We start from the raw sequence: 22,445 nt of genomic DNA on the forward strand, positions 1-22,445 counted from the left end.
GTGGTTTGATCGCTTGGGACTTCCACGTCTCTCCTGACCTCAATCCCTCGAACCGCCCGGTGCGGACCCGCATGCCGGGTGGTGTGGCAGGGGTACGGTCTATGAAGGCCGTCCCCTATGCCGATTGGGGGTTGGCAGTTCATTTTGAAGTGACAGGGCTGACGCCTTCGGGCAACTTGTCATTCAGTCTGCCGCAACCGCTTGTAAAGCGTATTGCGACTAACCCCAAGGCGCCGCGCCAGATACGAAATATTCCCCCCCGCCGCCTGCAACTGCCGGTTCAAATCCTCTGCATCATTCAGATCCACGGCCAACGGCTCCGGCGTATCGACCGGCTCCATCTCCAGATCAACAAAAAAATCATCCGGCAAATGCTCCGGCCTTATCGGTTGTTCCTCGGCCATCGCCAACGCCACCTGCATCACACTGCTGACCTGACGCAAATTCCCCGGCCACGGATGGCGGTCGAACAACTCCAATACCTCGCGGCTCAGTCCAGCCCATTGGCTTGGTTCGCGATGCTGTTCCCACAGGCGTTTGAACAGCGCTTCTTTATCGCTGCGCTCTCTCAGCGGAGGCAGTTCCAGGGTCAGGCCGCCAATGCGGTAATACAGGTCTTCACGAAACCGCCCCAGTTGTACCTGTTCGCGCAACGAGCGATTGGTCGCTGAAATGATGCGCAAGTCCACGGGGAACAACTCGCTGCTGCCCACCGGTTGCACGCAACGCTCCTGCAACACCCGCAACAGGCGCGCCTGGGTCGGCAGCGGCATGTCGCCGATTTCATCGAGGAACAGCGTGCCTTTGTCAGCCTTGCGGATCAGCCCGATGCTGCCTTTCTGGTTGGCCCCGGTGAACGCGCCTTTTTCGTAGCCGAACAACTCGGACTCCACCAGTTCGGCGGGAATCGCTGCACAGTTGACGGCGATGAACGCTTGTTTGCTGCGCGAGCCGGCCTGATGCAGGGCTTTGACGAACACTTCCTTGCCGACCCCGGTTTCACCATGGATCAGCAGTGGAATGTCTTTTTCCAGCAAGCGCTCGGCCTGGCGCACGGCTTTTTCCACGCGACTGTCGCCGAAATGCAGGGTGTTGAGGCTGATGGCCGCGGGTGCAGTTACAACCGGCTCGGTGAATACTCGGGGTTGAATTGATGCCTGTTTCGGCCGCTTCAACAGGCACTGGAAGCGGTTTCGCCCCGAGGTTTGCAGGGCGAAGGGCAGGCCTTCTGGCTGGTTCAGCAACTCCAGCAGCGAGACCTTGAACAGGCTTTCGACACTGACCCGCGACAGGCTGATGCCCAGCAGATTGTCGGCCCGGCGGTTGGCCGACAGCACCTGGCCGGTTTCATCGAAGATCAGCAAGCCGGCCCATTGGCTGTCGAGGTTGTTCAGCCCGGTATTGAATATCAGCTGGAAATGCTGGCCATGGAACAGGTTGAGGATCAGCCGGTTTTCCACGGTCTGGCTCATCATCTTGACCATGCCCAGGGTGTGGGAGGGCGGCAGGTAGCTGTCACTGGATACGTCCAGTACGGCGATCACCTTGCGCTCGGCATCGAAAATCGGCGCGGCGGAACCGGTCATGAAGCGGTTGGCCTTGAGGAAATGTTCGTCGTGCTCGATGTGCACGGCTTGTTCGCAGGCCAGGGCGGTGCCAATGGCGTTGGTGCCGGTGCAGCGCTCCATCCAGCTGGCGCCGGCGCTGAAACCCCGGGCCAGTTTCGGTTCGATAAAGCGCTGAGTGCCCCAGGACGTGAGTACCTGGCCCTGATGGTCGGCGAGCATGATCAGGCAATTGGAATTGCTCAGGATGTTCTCGTAGTAGGGCAGCACTTCCTGATGGGTGGTTTGTACCAGTGAATGCTGACTCTCCAGCAGTTGCGCGATGCCCGCGGCCGGCAATTGGTCGAATGCCGGCGTGCTCTGATGACTGAGGCCGAACGCGCGGCAACGGGACCAAGAGTCCTGGATGATGGCGTCGTGGGACAACGGCGATGCGGGTGCGGCCATGGCAGTCGATCTCTGAGCAAGCTTTTATTGTTTTTATGGTGGCTTCAACTACACACGGTCACTGTAGGAGCGAGCTTGCTCGCGATGGACGTTAACGGTGATGAGGGCTGCCTGAATAAACGAGGCGCTCTCAAGTGCATCGCGAGCAAGCTCGCTCCTACAGGGGGGCGTGAGCAGTCCGTAGAGTGTTGTTCACTATTGTTCACTGTCAATGGGTGAACTGTTCAATTGTTCATTTCCGATTGTTCATTTGTGTTCAGCAACGAACGCGTTTTTGCCGTCTTGTTCTGGAATTTCAAGCTGAATCAAAGGCTTGGGTTTTTTGGCATGGATGTCGCTATGTAGCTCCGGTCGCTTGACTCCAATAATAAAAAGGCCGAGCCATGTCACTCACCCTGGAGCACGTCAGCCGCACCGTCGAGGGCCAGACCTGGATCGACGATGCCAACCTGAGTTTTGAACCCGGTTCCTTCAACGTTTTGCTGGGGCGCACCTTGTCCGGCAAAACCAGCCTGATGCGCCTGATGGCCGGTCTGGACAAGCCCGACAGCGGCCGCGTCCTGATGAACGGCGTCGACGTCACCCAACGTCCCGTGCGCTTGCGCAATGTGTCGATGGTCTATCAGCAGTTCATCAACTACCCGACCATGACGGTGTTCGACAACATCGCCTCGCCGCTGCGTCAGGCAGGTGTATCCAGCGAAGTGATCCAGAGCAAGGTGCTGGAAACCGCGAAGATGCTGCGCATCGAGAAGTTTCTCAAGCGCTATCCGCTGGAGCTTTCCGGTGGTCAGCAACAACGCACGGCCATGGCCCGGGCGCTGGTCAAGGACGCCGAACTGATCCTGTTCGATGAGCCGCTGGTCAACCTCGACTACAAGTTGCGCGAAGAGCTGCGCCAGGAAATGCGCGAGCTGTTCAAGGCGCGCCACACCATCGCGATCTACGCCACCACCGAACCCAACGAGGCCCTGGCCCTGGGCGGCACCACGACCATTCTTCACGAAGGCCGGGTGATCCAGAGCGGCCAGTCGGCTTCGGTCTATCACCAGCCGCAAACGGTGCTGGCGGCGGAGCTGTTCTCCGAGCCACCGATCAACCTGATGCCGGGGCGCATTGCCGGCAACGAGGTGAGTTTCGCCAACTTCGTGCACTTCCCGTTGAACGTCGATTTGCGCCCGGTGGGCGAGGGCGAGTTCCGCTTCGGCGTGCGGCCCAGCCATATCTCGCTGGTGCCGAGCAACGACGATGACCTCGAATTGGCGGTGACCGTCGAAGTCGCGGAAATCAGCGGCTCGGAAACCTTCCTGCACGTGCGCAACGAGCATTTCCTGCTGGTGCTGCACTTGCCGGGTGTCCACGAATACGACGTCGATGCGCCGATCCGCATCTACATCCCGACCCATAAACTGTTTGTGTTCGATACGCAGGGGCGGCTGATCCAGGCGCCGGGCCGGCGTGTCACGAGGGTTGCCTGATGGCCGAAATCCGTTTGCAGAACCTCGCCCACAGTTACACCAAAACCCCGGCCGGACCGGAAGACTACGCGATCCGCGAGATGGACCACATCTGGGAGCAGGGCGGCGCCTATGCCTTGCTCGGTCCCTCGGGCTGCGGCAAATCAACCTTGCTCAACATCATTTCCGGGCTGCTCAGCCCGTCCCAGGGCCATGTGCTGTTCGACGGCAAAGCGGTCAACAATCTGACCCCGGAGAAGCGCAACATCGCCCAGGTTTTCCAGTTTCCGGTGGTCTACGACACCATGACGGTGTTCGAAAACCTGGCCTTTCCGCTGCGTAATCAGGGCTTGGCCGAGGCCAGGGTTCATAGCAAGGTGCAGGAAATCGCCGAAGTCCTCGACCTGCAGAACCTGCTGAGCAAAAAGGCCCGCAACCTCACCGCCGACGAAAAACAGAAAGTCTCCATGGGCCGCGGGCTGGTGCGCGATGACGTATCGGCGATCCTGTTCGACGAGCCGCTGACGGTGATCGACCCGCACCTGAAGTGGAAACTGCGGCGCAAGCTCAAGCAGATCCACGAGCAGTTCAACATCACCATGGTCTACGTCACCCACGACCAACTGGAGGCTTCGACCTTCGCCGACAAGATCGCGGTGATGTACGGCGGGCAGATCGTGCAGTTCGGCACGCCAAGGGAGTTGTTCGAGCGCCCGAGCCACACCTTTGTCGGCTACTTCATTGGCAGCCCCGGGATGAACCTGATCGACGTGCAGCCGCAAGCGGGTGGCGTCGGGTTCGCCTCGACTCACCTGCCGCTGTCCGAGGCCATGCAGCAGCGTATTGCTGAATCCGAGTGGAAAACCCTGAAGGTCGGCATTCGTCCGGAGTTCGTCCATGTGTGGGACGAAGCCTTTGATGACGCGCTGCGGGCACAGGTCGTACACGTCGAAGACCTGGGCACCTACAAGATCATGAGCCTTGACCTCAATGGCGCGCCCCTGAAAGTGCGCCTGGCCGAAGACAAACCGGTGCCGCAAGGCACGGCGTACATCAGTTTTCCGGCGCAGTGGCTGATGGTCTACGCCGATGAATTCCTGCTCGAAGCCAATGCCAACCAAGAGGCGCGGCCATGAACAAGGTGCAGAACAACAAGGCCTGGTGGCTGGTGCTGCCGGTGTTCCTGCTGGTGGCGTTCAGTGCGGTGATCCCGATGATGACCGTGGTCAACTATTCGGTGCAGGACATCTTCGACCAGTCCAGCCGCTATTTCGTCGGCGCCGACTGGTACAAGCAGGTGCTGCTCGACCCGAGGCTGCACGACTCGCTGCTGCGTCAGTTCATTTACTCGGCATGTGTGCTGCTGATCGAAATTCCCCTGGGCATCGCCATCGCCCTGACCATGCCGACCAAGGGCCGCTGGTCGTCGGTGGTGCTGATCATCCTGGCGATTCCGTTGCTGATTCCGTGGAACGTGGTCGGCACCATCTGGCAGATCTTCGGCCGGGCCGACATCGGTCTGCTGGGGGCGAGCCTCAAGGCCATGGGTATCAGCTACAACTATGCGGCGAACACCATGGACGCCTGGGTCACCGTGCTGGTGATGGACGTCTGGCACTGGACCTCGCTGGTGGCGCTGTTGTGCTTCTCCGGATTGCGGGCGATTCCGGATGTGTATTACCAGGCGGCGCGGATCGACCGGGCCTCGGCCTGGGCGGTGTTCCGGCATATCCAGTTGCCCAAGCTCAAGAGTGTGCTGCTGATCGCCGTGATGCTGCGCTTCATGGACAGTTTCATGATCTACACCGAGCCGTTCGTGCTCACGGGCGGCGGTCCGGGCAATTCCACGACCTTCTTGAGCCAGACCCTGACGCAAATGGCGATCGGGCAGTTCGACCTGGGGCCGGCCGCCGCATTCTCGCTGGTGTACTTCCTGATCATCCTGTTGGTGTCCTGGCTGTTCTACACCGCCATGACTCACTCCGACGCCAACCGCTGAGGCCCGCCATGAGCAAGAGAAAGCTGATTCCACTGCTGCTCTACATCCTGTTTCTGCTGGTGCCGATCTACTGGCTGCTGAACATGTCCTTCAAGAGCAACAGCGAAATACTTGGCGGCCTGACGTTGTTTCCCCAGGACTTCACCTTCCACAACTACAAGGTGATCTTCACCGACCCGAGCTGGTACACCGGTTACCTCAACTCGGCGTACTACGTGAGCCTGAACACGATCATTTCCCTGACCGTGGCCTTGCCGGCGGCCTATGCGTTTTCGCGCTACCGATTCCTCGGCGACAAGCACCTGTTCTTCTGGCTGCTGACCAACCGCATGGCGCCACCGGCGGTGTTCCTGCTGCCGTTCTTCCAGCTGTATTCCTCGATCGGCTTGTTCGATACCCACATCGCCGTGGCCCTGGCCCACTGCCTGTTCAACGTGCCGCTGGCGGTGTGGATTCTCGAAGGCTTCATGTCCGGCGTGCCCAAGGAAATCGACGAAACCGCCTACATCGATGGCTACAGCTTTCCCAAGTTCTTCGTGAAGATTTTCATCCCGCTGATCGGCTCCGGCATCGGCGTGACGGCGTTCTTCTGCTTCATGTTTTCCTGGGTCGAGCTGCTGCTGGCGCGAACCCTCACCTCGGTGAACGCCAAACCGATCGCAGCGGTGATGACCCGCACTGTCTCGGCATCCGGTATCGACTGGGGGGTACTGGCGGCGGCGGGGGTGTTGACCATCCTGCCGGGCATGCTGGTGATCTGGTTTGTTCGCAATCACGTGGCCAAGGGCTTTGCCCTGGGCCGGGTATGAGGAACTGATGATGGAATGGATGAGTTGGACCGTCCCCACGGCGGCATTCTTCAGCGTGATTGCCCTGATCCTGGTGGTCATGACCACCTGGGAATTGCGTTCGCCGAGCATCCTTCGGCGTGGTTTTTTACCGATTGCCACCACCCGTGGCGATCGCTTGTTCATCGGTCTTCTCGGCAGCGCCTACCTGCATTTGCTGGTAATCGGCGTCACCGACTGGAGCATCTGGGTCGCCTTCGCGATGTCCCTGGTGTGGCTGTTGGCTGTGATGCGTTGGGGCTAGTCGAATCGCTCGGCAATGTTGCTCCGAAACTTAAACAGGAGGTCTCTATGTTCGACAAAAACAATAAGCTGCGACATAGCATTTCATTGGCAGCCATGCTGGCACTCAGCGGTTTGAGCGTGTCTGCCTGGGCCGATGCCTATGAAGACGCCGCGAAGAAATGGATCGGCGCTGAATTCAAACCGTCCACCCTGACGGCCGATCAGCAACTCGAAGAGCTGAAGTGGTTCATCAAGGCGGCTGAGCCGTTTCGCGGGATGAGCATCAAAGTGGTGTCCGAAACCATCGCCACCCACGAGTATGAGTCCAAGGTGCTGGCCAAGGCCTTCACCGAGATCACCGGGATCAAGCTGACTCACGACTTGCTGCAGGAAGGCGACGTGGTGGAAAAACTGCAGACCCAGATGCAGTCGGACAAGAACATCTATGACGGCTGGGTCAACGACTCGGACCTGATCGGTACGCACTTCCGCTACGGCAAGACCGAATCGATCACCGACCTGATGGCCAACGAGGGCAAGAACTTCACCTCGCCGACTCTCGATATCAAGGACTTCATCGGCATTTCCTTTACCACCGCGCCGGACGGAAAGATCTATCAATTGCCTGACCAGCAGTTCGCCAACCTGTACTGGTTCCGCGCCGACTGGTTCGAGCGTGCGGACCTGAAGGCCAAGTTCAAGGAAAAGTACGGCTACGAGTTGGGTGTACCGGTGAACTGGTCGGCCTATGAAGACATCGCCAAATTCTTCACCGAAGACGTCAAGGAGATCGACGGCAAACGCGTCTACGGGCACATGGACTACGGCAAGAAAGACCCGTCCCTGGGCTGGCGCTTCACCGATGCCTGGTTCTCCATGGCCGGTGGCGGCGACAAGGGGATTCCCAACGGCTTGCCGGTGGACGAGTGGGGGATCCGCGTCGAGGACTGCCATCCGGTGGGTTCCAGCGTGACCCGCGGCGGCGACACCAACGGCCCGGCGGCGGTGTTCGCCACCACCAAGTATGTGGACTGGATGAAGAAGTACGCGCCGCCGGAAGCGGCGGGCATGACCTTCTCCGAGTCTGGGCCGGTGCCATCCCAGGGCAACATCGCCCAGCAGATCTTCTGGTACACCGCGTTCACTGCCGACATGACCAAACCGGGCCTGCCGGTGATGAATGCCGATGGCACGCCGAAATGGCGCATGGCGCCTTCGCCAAAAGGTCCGTATTGGGAGGAGGGCATGAAACTCGGTTATCAGGACGCCGGCTCCTGGACGTTCATGAAGTCCACGCCTGAGAAGCAGAAACTGGCGGCCTGGCTGTACGCGCAGTTCGTGACCTCGAAAACCGTGTCGCTGAAGAAAACCATCGTCGGCCTGACGCCAATCCGCGAGTCGGACATCAATTCGCAAGCCATGACCGACCTGGCGCCGAAACTCGGTGGCCTGGTGGAGTTCTACCGCAGCCCGGCCCGCGTGCAATGGACCCCGACCGGGACCAACGTGCCTGATTATCCTCGCCTGGCGCAGTTGTGGTGGAGCCACATCGCCGAAGCCGCCAGCGGCGAGAAAACCCCGCAAGAGGCGTTGGACGGCCTGGCCAAGGATCAGGACGCAATCATGAGCCGTCTGGAACGCTCGAAGGCACAAGCCACCTGCGCCCCGAAAATGAACCCTGAGCGCGACGCGCAATACTGGTTCGACCAGCCGGGCGCACCGAAACCGAAACTGGCGAACGAGAAGCCTAAGGGCGAGACCGTGAGCTATGCCGAACTGTTGAAGTCGTGGGAGGCGGCGCGTAAATAATCGTCTGTAATGTGAAACGCTAACGGCACCGAAAGGTGCCGTTTTTTGTTTGTGTCTGTTCCACCGCCTTCGCGAGCAAGTCGAATCGTCGCACCGCTGCTCCCACAGGTTTTGTGTCATACACAAAATCTGCGGGCACCCTCGGACACTGTGGGAGCGAGCTTGCTCGCGAAGAGGCCGTGTCAGTCAACAAATGCTTTGAATGACACACCGTCTTCGCGAGCAAGCCCGCTCCCACATTAGTTATTTACCCTGATTCAACAGAGTGGCAGCTACATAACGGATATGTAATCTCCACGCCACCGTCATGAAAGGTTCGGATTGTTACTTTGGCCTCGTTAGTTAATTAAACGAGGAATCAAACATGAAACTTGCACAACTGAGTGCGTTTGCAGCGGCGTTGGTGATGTCTACTGTTGTTTTGGCTGAAGGTGGCGGCGACAGAGCCTTTGAAAAAATGATGGCGGCCAATGACCGTTCGGTGGAGAAGTTTGTCGCGAAGCAACAGGCGCGTGACCCCGTTGTCGTGAATGAAAAGAAGGACGACAAGACCAAAGACTTGTAAGCGTGTCGCACTTGAACTAGCCCGTCATCGAATGCCGATGATGGGCTTTTTTTATGAGCTGAAGGTACAGAATATGACGTTGATTAAGTTGCTTGCGTTCGCCGGGGTGATGGCGATGTCCATGAATGTGCTCGCTGAAGGTGGCGGTGACAGGACGTTCGAAAAGATGCTGAGCGCCAACACCCAAGCCATGGAAGAGTACGCCGCCAGCCAGGGCAAACCCGCACCGGTGGTGAAAGACTACCAATACGGAATGAAGCTAGATGTGGTGAAAGTAGTGAGTGTCGTGCGGCCACAAGTTACCTGCGCCGTAGTACCCACCGCAATGACCTATGAAGATTCTCAGGGCCGACTCAACACCATCAAATACACAGTGGCAGGCGATTGCCGCAACCGCGGCGGATAACACGGCTCCTGCACAGTGCCTGTTCCATTGCTATCGCGAGCAGGCCATCTCATTCATCCGGTTTCTCCAACCGAATAAACATTTCCTGAACAAATGATCACTTGTGGTGGTGGGCCGATCAGACCAAAACAGCCAGATCCGTGTACCTGGCAACCAATGGATCGGCGGTGAGAAGTTTCATGGGTTCTGTCATGGCCGTTGCAACAATGAGGCGGTCAAACGGGTCCCGATGGTGATGTTCGAGGTCCTTCACGGCAATGGCGTGTTCTGAGGTCACAGGCAGCTCGATGAACCCGCTGTCGAGGCAGTACTGGCGGATTTCTTCCAGGTCAACGTTCAGCTTTCCCAGCCCGACCTTGATCGCCATCTCCCAGAATGTCGCTGCGCTGATGTAAATGTCGGCAGCACTCTCAATGAGCTTTCTGGCTTTGCCGGATAGCCTGGGGTCATCGCTGAGCGTCCAGAGCAAAATATGCGTGTCGAGCAGAAGCCTCATTCTTGAGTGCCTTCAAAAGCATCGAGCATGTCGTCCGGCAGTGAGGCGTCAAAGTCTTCGGGAAGCACCAGTTTGCCTTTCATCGCTCCGATACGCTGTCCGCGGGGTTTTCCCACCGGAACCAGACGCGCAAGGGCCCGACCATGTTTGGCAATCGTGATGATCTGTCCGGCGGCCGCGTCATCGACGAGTTTGGACAGATTGTTTTTTGCTTCGGCCAGCGGAACGACGATCATGGTTTTTCTCCCATATTCTGGACAAATATAGCCAGAATTCAGAGCGCCGACAAAGGCAAGCTGACGATAGGTCAAATCGTCATGTGTCAAATTGGGTGAGTAATCAAAACTGCTGTCCCGCAACGTATAGGTTTCCCGTTTCATGGAGTGCTCCGAATGGTTTTTCACGCACCATAGCGCTCGGTAGCGATGATCGGATGTCAGCTATTGCATACCGTCGTGCAAGCATCTTCCTGAAAGGGGTAGGGTAAGAAGCTCAAAAGATCGCAGCCTGCGGCAGCTCCTACAGGGTGTAGGCCATCCTGTTGTAGGAGCTGCCGCAGGCTGCGATCTTTGCTTTTGAATTCCTAAACGCAAAAACGGCACCCGAAGGTGCCGTTTCTGTTTACTACCAAGTGTCGCTCAAGCGATCAACCCGCTAGCCCCGACTGTTGAACCAGGTTCAGCAGCGGTTGTGGGTACAGGCCGAGGAAGAAGGCCAGTACCGCGATGGCCAGCAGCATCACGCCGCCCGCACGTTGTTCCCAGTGCAGCTGGGCGTCGACGCGACGCAGGTTCGGTTCGATCAGGTACAGGGTGACCATCACACGCAGGTAGTAGAACACGCCGATGGCGCTGCCCAGTACCAGGGAGCCGACCAGCCACCATTGGTGCGACTCGACACCGGTGGCGATGATGTAGAACTTGCCGATGAAGCCCGCGGTCAGCGGGATACCGGCCAGGGACAGCATCATCACGGTCAGTACGGCGGTCAGGTACGGACGGCGCCAGAACAGGCCGCGGTATTCGTACAGGGCGTCTGCGTCACGGCCTTTGTACGGCGAGGACATCAGGGTAATCACGCCGAAAGCACCGAGGCTGGTGATCACGTAGGTGACCAGGTACACGCCGATCGCTTCCACGGCCAGACCCTTGCTCGCCACCAGGGCGATCAGCAGGTAGCCGAAGTGGGCGATGGACGAGTAACCCAGCAGACGCTTGAGGTTGCTCTGGGTCAGGGCCAGCAGGTTACCGAACAGGATCGACGCGATGGCGATGATGGTCAGCACGTTGCTCAGCACGCCGCTGCTCGCCGCTGGCGAGATCTGGAACAGACGCACCATCACCGCAAACACAGCCACTTTGGAAGCGGTAGCCAGGAACGCTGCAACCGGTGCCGGAGCACCTTCGTAGACGTCCGGAGTCCAGAGGTGGAAGGGTACCAGCGACAGCTTGAACGCCAGGCCGATGAGCATCATGCCCAGGCCCAATTGAGCCAGCGAGCTTGGCAGACCAGTAGCCGCCAGCGCTTGGCCGATGCCGACGAAGCTCAGGGAGCCGGCGTCAGCGTAGAGCAGGGCCATACCGAACAACAGGAACGCGGAACCGGCCGCCGACAGCACCATGTACTTGATGCCGGCTTCCAGCGAACGCTTGTTGAAGAAGGCATAGGCCACCAGACCGTAGACCGGTACCGAGAGCAGTTCCAGACCGACGAACAACCCGGCCAGGTGCTGCGCGCTGACCAGCACCAGGCCACCGGCAGCGGCCATCAGGATCAGCAGGTACAGTTCTTCACGGTTGCCCGGGTAACCCGTGCCGCCATCGCCGAGGTAGGCGTGGGCGAGGGTCACACAGGCGAGGGTGGCGACCAGGATCAGCGCCATGTACAGGCAGGCGAAGCTGTCGATCTGCAACAATGGAGTCACGGCCAGGGGCGCGACTTTCAAGGCAGGCAGGATCGACAGCAGTGCCAGGTTCAGACCCGCCACCGACAGCAGGAAGGTCTGGGAGTGGTTGCGGCGCCAGGCGATCGCCAGCATCACCACGATGATCGTGGCGCTGGTGATCAACAACGGCGCTAGCGCGATAAAGTGTTGAGTCGTGAATTCCATAGCGCTCTTACCGGGCCGAAGCGAGTTGAGTGAAGGCGGTGCCGATCCACTGCTGCACGCCATGCATCGTAGCGGCAGAGGTATCGAGGAACGGCTGCGGGTACACGCCGATGTAAATCAGCAGTGCAGCCAGACCGACCACCATGATCATTTCGCGACCGTCCATGCCATGCAGCACCGCGTCCGATTTCGACGGGCCGAAGAAGGCACGGTGGACCATGATCAGCGAGTACACCGAACCGAACACCAGGCCGGATGTCGCGATCACGGTGACCCATGGAGCGCTGGCGAAGGTGCCGATCAGGATCAGGAACTCACCGACAAAGTTACCGGTCGCCGGCAAGCCCAGGGACGCTGCTGCGAAGAACAGGCTTAAGGCTGGCAGGTAAGCGATCTTCGACCACAGGCCACCCATCTCGCGCATGTCGCGGGTGTGGGTGCGCTCGTACAACTGACCGGAGAGGATAAAGAGTGCTGCCGCCGACAGACCGTGGGCCAGCATCTGCATCACCGCACCCTGCAGCGCCAGTTGGCTGCCGGAGTAGATGCCGATCAGTACGAAGCCCATGTGGGAAACGGACGAGAAGGCAATCAGACGCTTGATGTCGGTTTGCGCGAACGCCAGGAACGCACCGTAGAAAATCCCGATCAGACCCAGGGTCATGGCGAACGGCGCGAACTCGGCCGAGGCATTCGGGAACAGCGGCAGGGCGAAACGCAGCAGGCCGTAAGCCGCGGTTTTCAGCAAGATACCGGCGAGGTCGACGGAACCTGCGGTCGGCGCCTGGGCGTGAGCGTCAGGCAACCAGGAGTGGAACGGCACGACCGGCAGCTTGACCGCGAAGGCGATGAAGAAGCCGAGCATCAGGATGTACTCGGTGGTCATCGACATCTTGGTTTTCAACAGGTCGGCGTAGTTGAAGGTAATCACGCCGGTGTCGTTGAAGTTGACCAGTACCAGGCCCAGGATCGCCACCAGCATGATCAGGCCGGAAGCCTGAGTGAAGATGAAGAACTTGGTCGCCGCGTAGATCCGGGTTTTCTTGCCGTCCGAAGAACTGTGACCCCAGAGCGCGATGAGGAAGTACATCGGCACCAGCATCATTTCCCAGAAGAAGAAGAACATGAACAGGTCGAGGGCGAGGAACACGCCGACGACACCGCCCAGGATCCACATCAGGTTCAGGTGGAAGAAGCCAACGTGACGCTGGATCTCTTTCCACGAGCAGAGTACCGAGAGGACACCCAGCAAGCCGGTCAGCAGGATCATCAACAGCGACAGGCCGTCGAGGGCCAGGTGCACGTTGATGCCGAAGCGCTGGATCCAGACGTGCTTGAACTCAAGCGCCCAGGTCGGATCGGCGCCAGGCGCCGGGGCAAATGAATAGTCACCGTTGGCCCACAGCCAGAGGCCGAGGGAGAGCAGCAGGGACATGGTGATCAGCGCAATCCAGCGCGGGAGGGTGGCGCCGAAGCGCTCACCCATCCAGCACAGCAGGCCGCCGATGAAGGGGATCAGGATTAGCCAAGGCAGAATCATGACGGGTTCGTTTCCTTTCGCAAATTCGCAAGGTTCATATCAGACCGCTACCAGCACGACGGCGCCAATGACCAGCACGGCACCAGCAGCCATCGAGGCGGCGTACCAACGCAGTTGACCGGTCTCGGTACGGCTCAGGGCGGTGTGACCGCCTTTGGCCATGCGCGGGATCAGACCGATGGTCTGGTCGAGCGGGTCTTTGCGCAGGATATGGTTGATCGCCAGGTAAGGCTTGACGAACAGTTTGTCGTAGATCCAGTCGAAGCCCCAGGCAGCGAACCACCAGGCCGAAAGGATACGGCCGATGCCGCTGTTGGCGATGGCGGTGACGAAGCGGCGCTTGCCGAGGAACAGCAGCGCGGCCAGCAGGATACCGGCCAGGGCGATGGCGCCCGAGGCGATTTCCAGACTGTGCTTGGCTTCGCCGCCAGCATGGCCGACGCTTTCCGGCAGCACGCCGTGCAGCGGTGGAACGATCATCGCGCCGATGGCGGTGGACAATACGATCAGCACCGACAGTGGCAGCCAGTGAGCAATGCCGTGACCGGCGTGGGCTTCGGTCTTCGCTTCACCGTGGAACGCGATGAAGATCAGGCGGAAGGTGTACAGCGAGGTCATGAACGCGCCGACCAGACCTGCGTAGAGCAGACCGTGGTTGCCGCTGGCGAACGCTTCCCAGAGGATTTCGTCCTTGGAGTAGAAGCCTGCGGTTACCAGTGGCAGGGCCGCCAGGGCCGCACCGCCGACAATGAAGCTGGCGTAGGCCAGTGGCAGCTTCTTCCACAGGCCACCCATCTTGAAGATGTTCTGCTCGTGGTGGCAGGCAACGATCACCGAACCGGACGCAAGGAACAGCAGGGCCTTGAAGAAGGCGTGGGTCATCAGGTGGAAGATCGCGCCGTCCCAGGCACCAACGCCCAGGGCCAGGAACATGTAGCCGATCTGGCTCATGGTCGAGTAGGCGAGGATACGCTTGATATCAGTCTGAACCAGAGCCGCGAAGCCAGCCAGAACCAGGGTCACACCACCGACGATTCCTACTAGATGCAGGATTTCCGGCGCCAGGGTGAACAGGCCGTGGGTACGGGCAATCAGGTAGACGCCAGCGGTCACCATGGTTGCGGCGTGGATCAGTGCCGAAACTGGAGTAGGACCGGCCATCGCATCCGCCAGCCAGGTTTGCAGTGGCAGTTGCGCGGATTTACCGACAGCGCCGCCCAGCAGCATCAGGGTAGCCATGACCATCCAGAAGTCGCCGGATTGGAATTTCTGTGGAGCCAGCACCAGCAGCTCCTGAATGTTCAGCGTGCCCAGTTGGGCAAACAGAATGAACAGGCCGATGGCCATGAACACGTCACCGATACGGGTCACGATGAAGGCCTTGAGTGCGGCGTTACCGTTGTTGCGGTTGCTGTAGTAGAAACCGATCAACAGGTACGAGCACAGGCCCACGCCTTCCCAGCCGAAGTACACGAACAGCAGGTTATCGGCCAGGACCAGGAACAGCATGCTGGCGATAAACAGGTTGGTGTAGGCGAAAAAGCGCGAGTAGCCGTCTTCACCGCGCATGTACCAGGACGCGAACAGGTGGATCAGGAAGCCCACGCCAACGACCACACCGAGCATGGTCACGGACAGGCCATCCAGGTGCAGGGCGAAGTTCGGCGTGAAGCCTTCCACCGCCATCCATTGCCACAGCACCTGGGTGTAGTGACCACCTTCCGGCGGGGCGACGTTGAATTGCCAGATCACATAGGACGCGACGATCGCCGACAGGCCAATGGAGCCGACGCCGATCAGCGCCGAGAGGTTTTCCGAGAGGCGTCCCCGGGAAAACGCCAGCAGAACAAAACCGATCAGGGGGAACAGGAAAGTCAGATAGAGAAGGTTCATCCGCGCATCTCACTGGCAGCGTCGATATCGAGCGTGTGGAAGCGGCGATACAGTTGCAGCAGGATCGCCAGGCCAATACTGGCCTCGGCGGCTGCCAGGCTGATCACCAGGATGAACATGATCTGTCCATCCGGCTGCGCCCAGCGGCTACCGGCAACGATGAACGCCAAGGCGGAGGCATTCATCATGACCTCCAGGCTCATCAGCACGAAGAGGATGTTGCGGCGGACCATCAGGCCGACCAGACCGAGGCAGAACAGGATGCCGGCGACCGCCAGACCATGCTCCATGGGGATAGCAGGCATCGTCATTGCTCCTTGGCTTCGTTACGGCCCAAATGGAACGCCGTGACGGCTGCGGCGAGCAGCAGCATCGAGGCGAGTTCGACCACCAGCAGGTAAGGACCGAACAGGCTGATGCCCACGGCCTTGGCGTCTACGGTGGTGTGGCCGACGGCCTGGCCGCTCTCGTGGGAGAGCAGCACATACAGCAGTTCCACCAGCAGCAAGGCTGCGAGGGCGACCGGGCCGCCCCAGATACCGGGCTTGAGCCAGGCGCGCTCTTGCTGAGCCGAGGCAGGCCCCAGGTTCAGCATCATCACCACGAACACGAACAGCACCATGATGGCGCCAGCGTAGGCGATCACTTCCAGTACACCGGCAAACGGCGCGCCGAGGGCGAAGAACGTCATGGCCACGGCGATCAGCGAAATGATCAGGTAGAGCAGGGCGTGCACAGGGTTGGTGTTGGTGATCACGCGAAGCGTGGACACCACAGCGATACCCGATGCGAAATAGAAAGCGAATTCCATCTTTCTTCCTTAAGGCAGCAAGCTCTTCACGTTGATCGGTTCGGCTTCATTCTGCGCGGAGCCTTTGGGCTTACCGGCAATCGCCATACCTGCAACACGATAGAAGTTGTAATCAGGGTTTTTGCCGGGGCCGGAGATCAGCAGATCTTCTTTCTCGTAAACCAGGTCCTGACGTTTGAACTCGGCCATTTCGAAATCCGGCGTCAGCTGGATCGCGGTGGTCGGGCAGGCTTCCTCGCAGAGGCCGCAAAAGATGCAGCGCGAGAAGTTGATGCGGAAGAACTCCGGGTACCAGCGACCGTCTTCGGTTTCAGCTTTCTGCAGCGAGATGCAACCGACCGGGCACGCCACGGCGCACAGGTTGCACGCTACACAACGCTCTTCGCCGTCGGGGTCGCGGGTCAGGACGATACGTCCACGGTAGCGCGGCGGCAGGTAGACCGGTTCTTCCGGGTACTGCAGCGTGTCGCGCTTGCGGAAGGCGTGGCTGAAGATCATCACCAGGCTGCGAAGCTGGGTGTAGAAGCCATGCACGATGTCAAAAATGTACTTCATGATTCTCTATCCTCACTGAGCCGCGACGGCGGGCGTGTTGAGCAACACGATCGCAGCGGTCACCAGCATGTTGACGAGGGTCAGCGGCAGGCAGAACTTCCAGCTGAAATCCATCACTTGGTCATACCGTGGGCGCGGAATCGAGGCGCGCAGCAGGATGAAGAACATGATGAAGAACGCGGTTTTCAACGCGAACCAGATGAACGGGATCTGCGGCAGAATGCCGAACGGACCGTGCCAGCCACCGAAGAACAAGGTCACCAGCAGCGCCGAAATCAACACGATGCCGATGTACTCGCCGACGAAGAACATGCCCCATTTCATGCCGGCGTATTCAATGTGGTAACCGTCGGCCAGTTCCTGCTCCGCTTCCGGCTGGTCGAACGGGTGACGGTGAGTCACGGCCACGCCAGCGATGAAGAAGGTCAGGAAACCGAAGATCTGCGGAATGACGAACCACAGGTTCTGCGCCTGGTATTCGACGATGTCGCGCATGTTGAACGAGCCGACCTGGATCACGATGCCCATCAGCGACAGGCCCATGAACACTTCGTACGACACAGTCTGCGCCGAAGCACGCAAGCTGCCCAGCAGGGCGAACTTGTTGTTGCTCGACCAGCCGGCGAACAGCACCGCGTAGACCGACAGGCCAGCCATGGCGAAGAAGAACAGGATGCCGATGTTGATGTCCGCGACACCCCAGGTCGGGGTGATCGGGATGATTGCGAAGGCAATCAGCAAGGCGCTCATGGCCACGACCGGCGCCAAAGTGAAGATCACTTTGTCGGCGAACGGCGGCGTCCAGTCTTCCTTGAAGAACATCTTGATCATGTCGGCCGCGATCTGGAACGCGCCGAACGGACCGACTCGGTTCGGACCGTAACGGTCCTGCCAGAGGGCGAGCAGACGACGCTCGACCCAGCTGAGCAGGGCGCCACAGACCACCACGGCGAGCAGAATCACCACGGCCTTGAGGACCGCGATGATGATGTCGATCACTTCAGGAGTGAACAAGGTCATTGAGCTGCCTCCTGCAGACCGTCAACGGATTTGCCAAAGATCGCTGGCGGAATGCCGGCGATGCCCGCAGGCAGTGCCACCAGACCAGCGCCCAGCTCTTCGTTGATGCGCAGCGGCAGACGCAGGGTCTGGCCAGCGACGTTCAAGCTCAGCATGGCGCCGTCATTGACACCCAGACGGTCGGCTTCGGACTTGGCCAGTGCAACATAAGCAGCCGGGATGCGTTCCTGAACCGGAGCGGCTTTCGAAGAGTTCTCTTCGCTGCCGAACAGGTGGAAGAACGGCACAACCTGCCAGGTGCCCTGGGCCGGGTTGAACGCGCGCGGAACACTGGCGAACCAGTTCAGCGAATCACCGGCGCTTTCGATCAGGCGGGTGCCCGGGTCGCCAGCGCGGATGTGACCACCGACTTCGTCCTGGAACTTGTTCCAGGCTTGCGGCGAGTTCCAGCCCGGAGACCAGGCGAATGGTACTTGCTGACGCGGTTCGACCGAGCCCGAGTAACCTTCCATGGAGAAGGCGAACGCGGTGTCCTTGTCCTGCGGGGTACGCGGTTCGTGCACGCTGATGTCGGCACGCATGGCGGTACGGCCGGAGTAACGCAGCGGTTCGCGGGCCAGTTTCATGCCCTTGATGCGGAACGAGGCGGACGGTGCAGCATCAACGATACGCGCCAGTTGCGGCGTGCTCGACGCGACAGCAGCGGTGACGTGGTCCAGCTGGGTCCAGTTGATCGGCTGGTTCAGCAGGGTCGCGCGCAGGGCATGCAGCCAGCGCCAGCCTTCGTGAACCAGGATGCTGGCATCCATGTATTTCGGATCGAAGACCTGGAAGAAGCGCTGGGCGCGGCCTTCCTGGCTGACCAGGGTACCGTCGCCTTCAGCGAAGCTGGCGGCTGGCAGAACCAGGTGCGCGCGATCGCTGGTGGCGGTTTTCTGATGGTCGGCAACGATCACCACTTTCGCGGCGGTCAGGGCAGCATCAACCTTGGCTTTGTCGGTGCGGGTGTACAGATCGTTTTCCAGCACGACGATGGCGTCGGCACGGCCGTCGATCACGGCTTGCAGCGCGGCGTCGACCGAGTCACCACCGAGCATGGCCAGGCCGAGGCTGTTGGCCTCAGGCACGATCAGGCTGATGGAACCGTTCTTCTCGCGCAGCTTCAGGGCTTTGGCGATGTTTGCAGCCGCTTCGATCAGCGCCTTGGAACCCAACGAGGTACCGGCAATGATCAATGGACGCTTGGCCGCGAGCAGGGCGTCAGCGATGCGCTTGGCCAGTTCGAGGGCTTCAGCATCGAGGCCTTCAACTGCTGGGGCGCTGGCGTCGAGTGTGTGAGCAACGGCGAAACCGATGCGGGCGAGGTCGTCGGGAGCGGCATGAACGCATTCTTCAGCGATGTCGTCGAGCTTGGTTTCAGCCAGGCTGGCGATAAACAGCGGGTTCAGAGCGTTCTGACCGATGTTCTTCACCGCAGCGTCGAGCCAAGGCTGAACGCGCATGGCGTCGGCCATGTCTTCGGCTTTGCCTTTGACCGATTGGCGCAGGGACAGGGCCATGCGCGCAGCGGTCTGGGTCAGGTCTTCACCGAGGACGAAGATTGCATCGTGGTCTTCGATGTCGCGCATGTTCGGGATTGGCAGCGGGCTGTCTTTCAACACCTGCATGACCAGACGAATGCGTTCCAGCTCAGCGGCTTCGATACCCGAGTAGAAGTGCTCGGCGCCCACCAGTTCGCGCAACGCGTAGTTGCTTTCGAGGCTGGCGCGGGGCGAACCGATACCGACGATGTTGCGACCGCGCAGCAGGTCGGCGGCTTTATCCAGCGCTTCGTCGAGGCCCAGCTTGGTGCCGTTGGCCAGCAATGGCTGACGTGGACGGTCTTCGCGGTTGACGTAGCCATAGCCGAAACGGCCACGGTCGCACAGGAAATACTGGTTCACCGAACCGTTGAAACGGTTTTCGATGCGACGCAGTTCGCCGTAACGCTCGCCCGGGGAGATGTTGCAACCGCTGGAGCAGCCATGGCAGATGCTCGGCGAGAACTGCATGTCCCACTTGCGGTTGTAGCGCTCGGAGTGAGTCTTGTCGGTGAACACACCGGTCGGGCAGACCTCGGTGAGGTTGCCGGAGAACTCGCTTTCCAGGGTGCCGTCTTCAACGCGACCGAAGTACACGTTGTCGTGGGCGCCATACACACCGAGGTCGGTGCCGCCAGCGTAGTCTTTATAGAAGCGCACGCAGCGGTAGCAAGCGATGCAGCGGTTCATCTCGTGGGAAATGAACGGGCCCAGTTGCTGGTTCTGGTGGGTACGCTTGGTGAAGCGGTAACGGCGCTCGTTGTGGCCGGTCATTACCGTCATGTCTTGCAGGTGGCAGTGACCGCCTTCTTCACAGACCGGGCAGTCGTGAGGGTGGTTGGTCATCAGCCATTCGACAACACTGGCGCGGAAGGCCTTGGATTCTTCATCTTCGATGGAGATCCAGGTGCCGTCGGTGGCAGGCGTCATGCAGGACATCACGATACGACCACGGGTGTCGTTCTCGTCGGTGTACTGCTTGACCGCGCACTGGCGGCAAGCGCCAACGCTGCCTAGGGCAGGGTGCCAGCAGAAATAAGGGATATCGAGGCCTAGCGACAGACATGCCTGTAACAGGTTGTCTGCCCCATCGACTTCGAGCTCTTTGCCGTCTACGTGGATAGTGGCCATGGTTCAAAGTTCTTCGTTGGCCCGGTGTCAGCGGGCGTGGCTAATGGAATCTTGTTATCCGCGTGAATCAACACAGCCGTTAAAGGCGTCATCACACGAAAAGCGAAGGGCACGGACCCTTCGCCTTTTTTAAGCGTTTACGCGCCGACCAGGATCGGCCTTGCCAGAGGCGGGACGGCGGCGCTGACAGGCGCGATACCGGCTTCGAACTCTGGACGGAAGTATTTGATTGCGCTGCCCAACGGCTCCACGGCGCCCGGTGCGTGAGCACAGAAGGTCTTGCCAGGGCCGAGGAAACCGACCAGACCCAGCAGGGTCTCGATGTCGCCTGGCTGGCCTTCACCGTTCTCGATGGCCATCAGGAGCTTGACGCTCCATGGCAAGCCATCACGGCACGGGGTGCAGAAGCCACAGGATTCGCGGGCGAAGAACTGCTCCATGTTGCGCAGCAGGGACACCATGTTGACGCTGTCGTCCACCGCCATGGCCAGGCCGGTACCCATACGGGTGCCCACTTTGGCGATGCCGCCGGCGTACATTTGTGCGTCCAGGTGTTCCGGCAACAGGAAGCCGGTACCGGCGCCGCCAGGCTGCCAGGCTTTGAGCTTGTAACCGTCGCGCATGCCACCGGCGTAGTCTTCGAACAGCTCGCGAGCGGTAACGCCGAACGGCAGTTCCCACAGGCCAGGGTTCTTCACCTTGCCGGAGAAGCCCATGAGCTTGGTGCCCATGTCTTCGCTGCCTTCGCGGGCCAACGATTTGTACCAGTCCACGCCGTCGGCGATGATTGCCGGCACGTTGCACAGGGTTTCAACGTTGTTCACGCAAGTCGGCTTGCCCCACACGCCAACGGCGGCAGGGAAGGGCGGCTTGGAGCGCGGGTTGGCGCGACGGCCTTCCAGGGAGTTGATCAGTGCGGTTTCTTCACCGCAGATGTAACGCCCGGCGCCGGTGTGGACGAACAGCTCGAAATCAAAACCCGAACCCAGGATATTCTTGCCCAAGAGGCCGGCTGCCTTGGCTTCTTCCACGGCACGGTTCAAGTGCTTGGCGGCGGTGGTGTACTCGCCACGCAGGAAGATATAGCCACGGTAGGTTTTCAGCGCGCGGGCACTGATCAGCATGCCTTCGATCAGCAGATGGGGCAGTTGCTCCATCAGCATGCGGTCTTTCCAGGTGTTGGGCTCCATTTCATCCGCGTTGCACAGCAGGTAGCGGATGTCGATGGACTCGTCCTTTGGCATCAGGCCCCACTTCACACCAGTGGGGAAGCCTGCACCGCCGCGACCCTTGAGGCCGGAATCTTTCACGGTCTGGACGATGTCGTCCTGAGCCATGTCGGCGAAGGCCTTGCGCGCAGCGGCGTAACCGTTCTTGGCCTGGTACTCGTCGAGCCATACGGCTTCGCCGTCGTCACGCAGGCGCCAGGTCAGCGGGTGAGTCTCGGCCGAACGCTTGATGAGGTTGGCCGGACCGAAGGAAGTCAGGGTCATACGTAGCCCTCGAGCAATTTGGCAACGCCTGCTGGCTGCACATCACCGAAAGTGTCGTCGTCGATCATCAACGCCGGCGCCTTGTCGCAATTGCCGAGGCAGCAGACCGGCAGCAGGGTAAAACGACCGTCGGCGGTAGTCTGGCCCAGGCCGATGCCGAGCTTGCTCTGGATTTCACTGACCACGGACTCGTGGCCGCCGATGTAGCAGACCATGCTGTCGCAGACGCGAATGATGTGACGGCCCACTGGCTGACGGAAGATCTGGCTATAGAACGTCGCCACGCCTTCAACGTCGCTGGCCGGGATGCCGAGGATCTCGCCGATGGCGTACAGAGCGCCGTCCGGCACCCAGCCACGTTCCTTCTGGACGATCTTCAGGGCTTCGATCGACGCCGCGCGCGGGTCTTCGTAGTGATGCAACTCGTGCTCGATGGCCGAGCGCTCGGTTTCACTCAAGGTGAAACGGTCTGTCTGGATAAGCGTGCTGTTCATG

21 protein-coding genes are annotated in these 22,445 nt (G+C 60.0%); 8 read left to right on the forward strand and 13 right to left on the reverse strand.

The features are described from left to right. Nucleotides 1–179: 179 nt before the first annotated feature. The gene (locus KGA85_RS02025; protein ID WP_223453934.1) at nt 180–2,012 is read right to left on the reverse strand and encodes a sigma-54-dependent Fis family transcriptional regulator; all 1,833 of its coding nucleotides are present in this window, start codon (nt 2,010–2,012) and stop codon (nt 180–182) included. Between the two features lie 383 nt (nt 2,013–2,395). Between KGA85_RS02025 and KGA85_RS02030 the strand changes: the two genes are divergently transcribed. From KGA85_RS02030 to KGA85_RS02065, 8 genes are all read left to right on the forward strand, one after another. After that, a complete protein-coding gene (locus KGA85_RS02030) occupies nt 2,396–3,490 on the forward strand; it encodes an ABC transporter ATP-binding protein (protein ID WP_223453936.1) in 1,095 nt (364 codons plus the stop codon). Further along, nucleotides 3,490–4,605 (forward strand): ABC transporter ATP-binding protein, encoded by a 1,116-nt coding sequence (locus KGA85_RS02035; protein ID WP_223453938.1) that lies wholly within the window; start codon nt 3,490–3,492, stop codon nt 4,603–4,605. Before KGA85_RS02030 ends, KGA85_RS02035 begins: the two co-directional genes overlap by 1 nt. After that, on the forward strand, nt 4,602–5,468 hold the full coding sequence (locus KGA85_RS02040) for a carbohydrate ABC transporter permease (RefSeq protein WP_008046507.1): 867 nt from the start codon (nt 4,602–4,604) through the stop codon (nt 5,466–5,468). Before KGA85_RS02035 ends, KGA85_RS02040 begins: the two co-directional genes overlap by 4 nt. Before the next feature lie 8 nt (nt 5,469–5,476). Then, on the forward strand, nt 5,477–6,277 hold the full coding sequence (locus KGA85_RS02045; protein WP_223453940.1) for a carbohydrate ABC transporter permease: 801 nt from the start codon (nt 5,477–5,479) through the stop codon (nt 6,275–6,277). 10 nt (nt 6,278–6,287) lie between these two features. Beyond that, complete coding sequence (locus KGA85_RS02050; protein ID WP_095943787.1) at nt 6,288–6,560, forward strand: DUF2160 domain-containing protein; 273 nt, start codon at nt 6,288–6,290, stop codon at nt 6,558–6,560. Nucleotides 6,561–6,607: 47 nt separating this feature from the next. Next, the gene (locus tag KGA85_RS02055) at nt 6,608–8,350 is read left to right on the forward strand and encodes an extracellular solute-binding protein (protein WP_223453942.1); all 1,743 of its coding nucleotides are present in this window, start codon (nt 6,608–6,610) and stop codon (nt 8,348–8,350) included. Between the two features lie 364 nt (nt 8,351–8,714). Beyond that, complete coding sequence (locus tag KGA85_RS02060; RefSeq protein WP_223453944.1) at nt 8,715–8,915, forward strand: co-regulatory protein PtrA N-terminal domain-containing protein; 201 nt, start codon at nt 8,715–8,717, stop codon at nt 8,913–8,915. Between the two features lie 73 nt (nt 8,916–8,988). Next, the gene (locus tag KGA85_RS02065; RefSeq protein WP_223453946.1) at nt 8,989–9,321 is read left to right on the forward strand and encodes a DUF2790 domain-containing protein; all 333 of its coding nucleotides are present in this window, start codon (nt 8,989–8,991) and stop codon (nt 9,319–9,321) included. Nucleotides 9,322–9,439: 118 nt separating this feature from the next. Here the strand turns inward: KGA85_RS02065 and KGA85_RS02070 are convergent, their stop codons facing one another. The 12 genes from KGA85_RS02070 to nuoE all read right to left on the reverse strand — a co-directional run bounded on the left by KGA85_RS02070 (nt 9,440) and on the right by nuoE (nt 22,444). After that, the gene (locus KGA85_RS02070) at nt 9,440–9,817 is read right to left on the reverse strand and encodes a type II toxin-antitoxin system VapC family toxin (protein ID WP_223453948.1); all 378 of its coding nucleotides are present in this window, start codon (nt 9,815–9,817) and stop codon (nt 9,440–9,442) included. Next, complete coding sequence (locus tag KGA85_RS02075; protein WP_223453950.1) at nt 9,814–10,197, reverse strand: type II toxin-antitoxin system Phd/YefM family antitoxin; 384 nt, start codon at nt 10,195–10,197, stop codon at nt 9,814–9,816. The genes KGA85_RS02070 and KGA85_RS02075 overlap by 4 nt, the downstream gene beginning before the upstream one ends. A gap of 266 nt (nt 10,198–10,463) precedes the next feature. Further along, nucleotides 10,464–11,927: an NADH-quinone oxidoreductase subunit NuoN gene (nuoN, locus tag KGA85_RS02080; RefSeq protein ID WP_108217843.1), complete on the reverse strand. Its 1,464-nt coding sequence runs from the start codon at nt 11,925–11,927 to the stop codon at nt 10,464–10,466. Nucleotides 11,928–11,934: 7 nt separating this feature from the next. Further along, a complete protein-coding gene (gene nuoM, locus KGA85_RS02085; RefSeq protein WP_223453951.1) occupies nt 11,935–13,467 on the reverse strand; it encodes an NADH-quinone oxidoreductase subunit M in 1,533 nt (510 codons plus the stop codon). A gap of 39 nt (nt 13,468–13,506) precedes the next feature. Beyond that, nucleotides 13,507–15,360: an NADH-quinone oxidoreductase subunit L gene (gene nuoL, locus KGA85_RS02090; protein ID WP_223453953.1), complete on the reverse strand. Its 1,854-nt coding sequence runs from the start codon at nt 15,358–15,360 to the stop codon at nt 13,507–13,509. Then, on the reverse strand, nt 15,357–15,665 hold the full coding sequence (gene nuoK / locus KGA85_RS02095; RefSeq protein WP_007946416.1) for an NADH-quinone oxidoreductase subunit NuoK: 309 nt from the start codon (nt 15,663–15,665) through the stop codon (nt 15,357–15,359). The genes nuoL and nuoK overlap by 4 nt, the downstream gene beginning before the upstream one ends. 2 nt (nt 15,666–15,667) lie before the next feature. Continuing rightward, nucleotides 15,668–16,171 carry an NADH-quinone oxidoreductase subunit J gene (gene nuoJ / locus KGA85_RS02100; RefSeq protein WP_223453955.1) on the reverse strand — a complete coding sequence of 168 codons (504 nt, stop codon included), beginning with the start codon at nt 16,169–16,171 and terminating at the stop codon, nt 15,668–15,670. A 9-nt stretch (nt 16,172–16,180) separates the two neighbouring features. Continuing rightward, nucleotides 16,181–16,726: an NADH-quinone oxidoreductase subunit NuoI gene (nuoI, locus tag KGA85_RS02105; protein WP_223453956.1), complete on the reverse strand. Its 546-nt coding sequence runs from the start codon at nt 16,724–16,726 to the stop codon at nt 16,181–16,183. Nucleotides 16,727–16,738: 12 nt separating this feature from the next. Next, the gene (gene nuoH / locus KGA85_RS02110; RefSeq protein ID WP_046037838.1) at nt 16,739–17,746 is read right to left on the reverse strand and encodes an NADH-quinone oxidoreductase subunit NuoH; all 1,008 of its coding nucleotides are present in this window, start codon (nt 17,744–17,746) and stop codon (nt 16,739–16,741) included. Then, on the reverse strand, nt 17,743–20,457 hold the full coding sequence (nuoG, locus tag KGA85_RS02115) for an NADH-quinone oxidoreductase subunit NuoG (RefSeq protein WP_223542863.1): 2,715 nt from the start codon (nt 20,455–20,457) through the stop codon (nt 17,743–17,745). The genes nuoH and nuoG overlap by 4 nt, the downstream gene beginning before the upstream one ends. Before the next feature lie 137 nt (nt 20,458–20,594). Beyond that, nucleotides 20,595–21,950, reverse strand: coding sequence for an NADH-quinone oxidoreductase subunit NuoF (nuoF, locus tag KGA85_RS02120; RefSeq protein WP_223453960.1), 1,356 nt, complete (start codon nt 21,948–21,950; stop codon nt 20,595–20,597). Further along, entirely contained in the window at nt 21,947–22,444 is a 498-nt protein-coding gene (gene nuoE, locus KGA85_RS02125; protein WP_008020715.1) for an NADH-quinone oxidoreductase subunit NuoE, read from the reverse strand. The genes nuoF and nuoE overlap by 4 nt, the downstream gene beginning before the upstream one ends. Nucleotide 22,445 lies beyond the last annotated feature (1 nt).

Source organism: Pseudomonas sp. GL-B-12 (genome assembly GCF_019955895.1).
In the GTDB taxonomy this organism is placed as follows: Bacteria; Pseudomonadota; Gammaproteobacteria; order Pseudomonadales; family Pseudomonadaceae; genus Aquipseudomonas.

What these genes read in the sequence shown, in the direction of transcription:
- KGA85_RS02025 (WP_223453934.1), bottom strand. Translation starts at nt 2,012, where the DNA reads ATGGCCGCACCCGCATCGCCGTTGTCCCACGACGCCATCATCCAGGAC.
- KGA85_RS02030 (WP_223453936.1), top strand. Translation starts at nt 2,396, where the DNA reads ATGTCACTCACCCTGGAGCACGTCAGCCGCACCGTCGAGGGCCAGACC.
- KGA85_RS02035 (WP_223453938.1), top strand. Translation starts at nt 3,490, where the DNA reads ATGGCCGAAATCCGTTTGCAGAACCTCGCCCACAGTTACACCAAAACC.
- KGA85_RS02040 (WP_008046507.1), top strand. Translation starts at nt 4,602, where the DNA reads ATGAACAAGGTGCAGAACAACAAGGCCTGGTGGCTGGTGCTGCCGGTG.
- KGA85_RS02045 (WP_223453940.1), top strand. Translation starts at nt 5,477, where the DNA reads ATGAGCAAGAGAAAGCTGATTCCACTGCTGCTCTACATCCTGTTTCTG.
- KGA85_RS02050 (WP_095943787.1), top strand. Translation starts at nt 6,288, where the DNA reads ATGGAATGGATGAGTTGGACCGTCCCCACGGCGGCATTCTTCAGCGTG.
- KGA85_RS02055 (WP_223453942.1), top strand. Translation starts at nt 6,608, where the DNA reads ATGTTCGACAAAAACAATAAGCTGCGACATAGCATTTCATTGGCAGCC.
- KGA85_RS02060 (WP_223453944.1), top strand. Translation starts at nt 8,715, where the DNA reads ATGAAACTTGCACAACTGAGTGCGTTTGCAGCGGCGTTGGTGATGTCT.
- KGA85_RS02065 (WP_223453946.1), top strand. Translation starts at nt 8,989, where the DNA reads ATGACGTTGATTAAGTTGCTTGCGTTCGCCGGGGTGATGGCGATGTCC.
- KGA85_RS02070 (WP_223453948.1), bottom strand. Translation starts at nt 9,817, where the DNA reads ATGAGGCTTCTGCTCGACACGCATATTTTGCTCTGGACGCTCAGCGAT.
- KGA85_RS02075 (WP_223453950.1), bottom strand. Translation starts at nt 10,197, where the DNA reads ATGAAACGGGAAACCTATACGTTGCGGGACAGCAGTTTTGATTACTCA.
- nuoN (WP_108217843.1), bottom strand. Translation starts at nt 11,927, where the DNA reads ATGGAATTCACGACTCAACACTTTATCGCGCTAGCGCCGTTGTTGATC.
- nuoM (WP_223453951.1), bottom strand. Translation starts at nt 13,467, where the DNA reads ATGATTCTGCCTTGGCTAATCCTGATCCCCTTCATCGGCGGCCTGCTG.
- nuoL (WP_223453953.1), bottom strand. Translation starts at nt 15,360, where the DNA reads ATGAACCTTCTCTATCTGACTTTCCTGTTCCCCCTGATCGGTTTTGTT.
- nuoK (WP_007946416.1), bottom strand. Translation starts at nt 15,665, where the DNA reads ATGCCTGCTATCCCCATGGAGCATGGTCTGGCGGTCGCCGGCATCCTG.
- nuoJ (WP_223453955.1), bottom strand. Translation starts at nt 16,171, where the DNA reads ATGGAATTCGCTTTCTATTTCGCATCGGGTATCGCTGTGGTGTCCACG.
- nuoI (WP_223453956.1), bottom strand. Translation starts at nt 16,726, where the DNA reads ATGAAGTACATTTTTGACATCGTGCATGGCTTCTACACCCAGCTTCGC.
- nuoH (WP_046037838.1), bottom strand. Translation starts at nt 17,746, where the DNA reads ATGACCTTGTTCACTCCTGAAGTGATCGACATCATCATCGCGGTCCTC.
- nuoG (WP_223542863.1), bottom strand. Translation starts at nt 20,457, where the DNA reads ATGGCCACTATCCACGTAGACGGCAAAGAGCTCGAAGTCGATGGGGCA.
- nuoF (WP_223453960.1), bottom strand. Translation starts at nt 21,950, where the DNA reads ATGACCCTGACTTCCTTCGGTCCGGCCAACCTCATCAAGCGTTCGGCC.
- nuoE (WP_008020715.1), bottom strand. Translation starts at nt 22,444, where the DNA reads ATGAACAGCACGCTTATCCAGACAGACCGTTTCACCTTGAGTGAAACC.